Origin of the sequence: Acidisphaera rubrifaciens HS-AP3 (genome assembly GCF_000964365.1) — a bacterium.
Taxonomy (GTDB): Bacteria; Pseudomonadota; Alphaproteobacteria; order Acetobacterales; family Acetobacteraceae; genus Acidisphaera; species Acidisphaera rubrifaciens.
In genome coordinates this window covers 1-3,370 of record NZ_BANB01000217.1, presented here as the reverse complement: position 1 = coordinate 3,370, position 3,370 = coordinate 1, and the positions used below count along the sequence as shown (strand labels likewise).

General features: G+C 70.5%; 3 protein-coding genes. 2 read left to right on the top strand and 1 reads right to left on the bottom strand.

The features are described from left to right. Positions 1-2,036: aminopeptidase N (gene pepN, locus B8460_RS07505; RefSeq protein WP_048860965.1), on the bottom strand; the 2,036-nt coding region annotated here is incomplete at its 3' end. 190 nt (positions 2,037-2,226) lie between these two features. On the opposite strand from pepN, the gene B8460_RS07500 reads away from it, so the two are divergent. Both B8460_RS07500 and mmsB read left to right on the top strand, forming a co-directional pair. Further along, the gene (locus B8460_RS07500; RefSeq protein ID WP_048860964.1) at positions 2,227-2,685 is read left to right on the top strand and encodes a DUF3237 domain-containing protein; all 459 of its coding nucleotides are present in this window, start codon (positions 2,227-2,229) and stop codon (positions 2,683-2,685) included. Positions 2,686-2,690: 5 nt separating this feature from the next. Next, positions 2,691-3,370 (top strand): 3-hydroxyisobutyrate dehydrogenase (gene mmsB, locus B8460_RS07495; protein ID WP_048860963.1); only part of this gene is annotated, 680 nt, incomplete at its 3' end.

Below are 3,370 nucleotides of genomic sequence, written 5' to 3'. Positions count from 1 at the left end.
GCATAGGGGCCGGTGTCGGTGAGGGCGTCGTAGGTTCGCGCGAAACGGTCGCGCAGCGCGTGGCCGATCGCGCGGCGGGCGCTTTCGCGGGCGCGGTGGATGCCGTCGGGATCGACCGTCGCCATCGCGTCCGCCAGCGCCGCCTCGGACGGCAGGGTCAGCACCTCCGCCACCAGCGCCGGATCGCGCCCGTGCGCGCCGAGGGCGTTGGCGACGATGTCCAGGATGCCGGCATCGTCCACGTCGCGCCCGGCGGCGACGGCGTCGAGCAGCACGTCGGTCATGTAGTGCTGCCCGCTGTCCCAGCGCACGAAGGGGTCGCTGTCATGGGCGGCGAGGAAGCGCAGACGCTCACGCGACAGGCCGGCGAGGCGCACCGGGGCGGAGAAACCGCGCAGCAGCGAGGGCACCGGCGGGACGGGCACATCCTCGAACACGAATTGGCGTTCGGCGGCGTCGAGCGTGATGACACGGGTCGCGGCGCCGGCCTCGTTCTCGCCGGCGAGGCGCATCGGCAGCGCGCCGCCCGACGGGTCGAGCAGGCCCATCGCGACCGGGATCATCACCGGCCGCTTGTCGGGCTGGTTCGGCGTGGGCGCCGTCTCCTGCCGCAGCGTCAGCGTGTAGCGCCGCGCGGCGGCGTCGTAGGCGTCGCTGACGGTTAGCGTGGGCGTGCCGGCCTGGTCGTACCAGGTCATGAAGGCCGACAGGTCGCGGCCCGATGCCTCCGCCATGGCGGCGACGAAATCCTCGATCGTTGCGGCGCTGTTGTCGTTGCGCGCGATATAGAGGTCCATGCCGCGGCGGAACGCCTCCGTCCCGATCAGGGTGCGGAGCATGCGGATCACCTCCGCGCCCTTCTGGTAGACGGTCGCGGTGTAGAAATTGTCGATCTTGCGGTAGCGGTCGGGGCGGACGGGATGGGCGAGCGGTCCCGCGTCCTCGGGGAACTGCGCCGCGCGCAGGCGGACCACGTCGCTGATGCGCTTGACCGCCTCGCTGCCGAGATCGGCGGTGAAGGTCTGGTCGCGGAAGACCGTCAGCCCTTCCTTCAGCGAGAGCTGGAACCAGTCGCGGCAGGTGACGCGGTTGCCGGTCCAGTTGTGGAAATACTCGTGGCTGATGACCGTCTCGATCCCCTGATAGTCGGCATCGGTCGCGGTCTCCGGCCGGGCGAGGACGTATTTCGTGTTGAAGACGTTGAGGCCCTTGTTCTCCATCGCGCCCATGTTGAAGTCCGACACGGCGGCGATGTTGAACACGTCGAGGTCGTATTCGAGTCCGTAGGTATCCTCGTCCCACTTCATCGACGTCTTGAGCGACCACATGGCGTGATCGCATTTATGCTGGTCGCCCTCGCGCACCCAGATCGCCAGCGCCACGTCCCGGCCCGAGCGTGTGCGGAAGCGGTCGCGCACGGCGACCAGGTCGCCGGCGACGACGGCGAACAGATAGGCGGGCTTCGGGTGCGGATCGACCCAGCGCGCCCAATGGGTGCCGTCCTCGTTGCGCCCCTCGCCGTCCGGGTTGCCGTTGGACAGCAGCACCGGGCAGCGCGCGGCGTCCGCGACGAGCGTGGTGGTGTAGCGCGCCAGCACGTCCGGCCGGTCGGGGAAGAAGGTGATGCGGCGGAACCCCTCCGCCTCGCACTGGGTGTAGAAATTGCCGCCCGAGACATAGAGGCCGGACAGCAGCGTGTTCGCGCCGGGGTTGATCGCGACCTCGGTCTCCAGCCGGCAGGAGTCGGGCAGGGTGTCGATGGTCAGGCCGTGCGCGTCGAGCGCATAGCGGTCGGGCGGCAGCGGCGCGCCGTCGAGGCGGATGGCCAGCAGTTCCAGCCCTTCGCCGTCCAGTTGCAGCGGACCGGGCGCCGCCCGACGCAGCACCAGCGCGGCGCGCACGACGGTGCGCATCTCGTGCAGGCGGATATGCAGGTCCACCGTATCTACCCGGAAGACCGGCGGGCGGTAGTCCTGCAACCGCACTTCCCGGACTTCCGGCGGGGAGGCCGCCTGGGCGACATGCGTATCGGGCATCGCTGAATCCTTCTGCCGTTGCGCGCACACAGACCATGCACGCCCGTGCATACACAAGAGGGTGAGCGCAAAAGGAATTGATCCGGAAGGGGGCGGCACTCGGCAGAGAGGCCGCCCCAACGGCCCCGACTTGCCGCCGGGGGGGCGATACAGGACGATACCGCGGGAAGAACGTCCGAGGAGGCCCGCCATGGCCGACATACGCACCACGCCGCTGTTCACGCTCACGCTTCAGGTCGGCCCGCTGCAGCGGCTGGGCGCCGGCCCGATGGGGGAGCGGCTGGTCGGCGTGGTGGATGGCGGGGCGTTCGAGGGCGAGCGGCTGCGCGGCACCGTCATGCCGGGCGGGTCCGACTGGATCATCGCGCGACCGGACGGGGTGATGCAGCTCGACGTGCGGCTGGTGCTGAAGACCGACGACGACGCGCTGATCGGCATGACCTATCGCGGCTGGCGCCACGGGCCGGAGGCGGTGATGGCGCGGCTGGGGCGCGGCGAGGCGGTCGATCCGTCGGAGTATTATTTCCGCACGACCGTCATGTTTGAAACCGGTGCGGCGAAATACCTGTGGCTGACCCGCATGGCCGCCGTCGGCACCGGGCACAGGCCGCCGGGCGGTCCCGTCTATCACGTGTTCGAGGTGCTGTAAGCGTCATGGGAACGAAGATCGCGTTCATCGGCCTGGGCAACATGGGCGGCCCGATGGCGGCCAATCTGCTGAAGGCCGGACACAGCGTCGCCGGGTTCGACCTGTCGGCCGAGGCGATGGCCGGCTTCACCGGCACGCGGGCGGCGAGCGTCGCCGAGGCGATCAAGGGCGCGGACGTGGTGATCACCATGCTGCCGGCGGGGCAGCACGTGCGCGCCGTGTGTCTGGGGGAGGAAGGCATCATCGCGGCGCTGCGCGGCACGGGCGCGCTGCTGATCGACAGCTCCACGATCGACGTCGCGACCACGCGCGAGGCGGCGGCGGCGGCCGAGGCGGCGGGGCTCGCGATGCTCGACGCGCCCGTCTCCGGCGGCGTGGGCGGCGCGGTCGCGGGCACGCTGACGTTCATGGTGGGCGGCACGGATGCGGCGTTCGCGCGGGCGGAGCCGGTGCTGCGCGCGATGGGCAAGAACATCGTGCATGCGGGCGGGCCGGGCGCGGGGCAGGCGGCGAAGATCTGCAACAACATGCTGCTGGCTATCTCCATGCTCGGCGTGTCGGAGGCGTTCGTCCTCGCCGACCGGCTGGGGCTCGACCGGCAGAAGCTGTTCGACATCAGCAGCACCGCGACCGGCAGTTGCTGGGCGCTGACGAATTACTGCCCGGCGCCGGGGCCGGTGCCGAC